General features: G+C 66.3%; 1 protein-coding gene. It reads right to left on the reverse strand.

Going from position 1 to position 282, the window contains the following annotated elements; all coding sequences use genetic code 11:
* Positions 1-280 (reverse strand): LysR family transcriptional regulator (locus tag EN852_RS40190; protein ID WP_246694608.1); only part of this gene is annotated, 280 nt, incomplete at its 3' end.
* Between the last annotated feature and the right edge of the window lie 2 nt (positions 281-282).

The following is a 282-nucleotide window of genomic DNA, read 5'->3' on the forward strand; positions in this document are numbered from 1 at the left end:
GCGCGTCGGCGAAGGTGCGGGCGGCCGACAGCTTGATCCTGCCGCGAACGTCGCCGGAAGACTGGCGCACCGTCTCGGCGAGGCTGTCGACTTCGCGCACGATTTCCGAGGCCCGCTGATAATAGGTATGGCCGGCTTCGGTGAGCGAGAACTGGCGCGTGGTGCGGTTCAAAAGCAGCGCGCCGAGCTCGTCTTCCAGCTCGCGCACGTATTTCGACAGCAGCGCCTTGGAACGGCCGATCTTGCGACCCGCGGCCGAAAAGCCTTCCGCCTCGACCACGT

It is taken from the genome of Mesorhizobium sp. M2E.F.Ca.ET.209.01.1.1, assembly GCF_004010375.2.
Classification (GTDB): domain Bacteria; phylum Pseudomonadota; class Alphaproteobacteria; order Rhizobiales; family Rhizobiaceae; genus Mesorhizobium.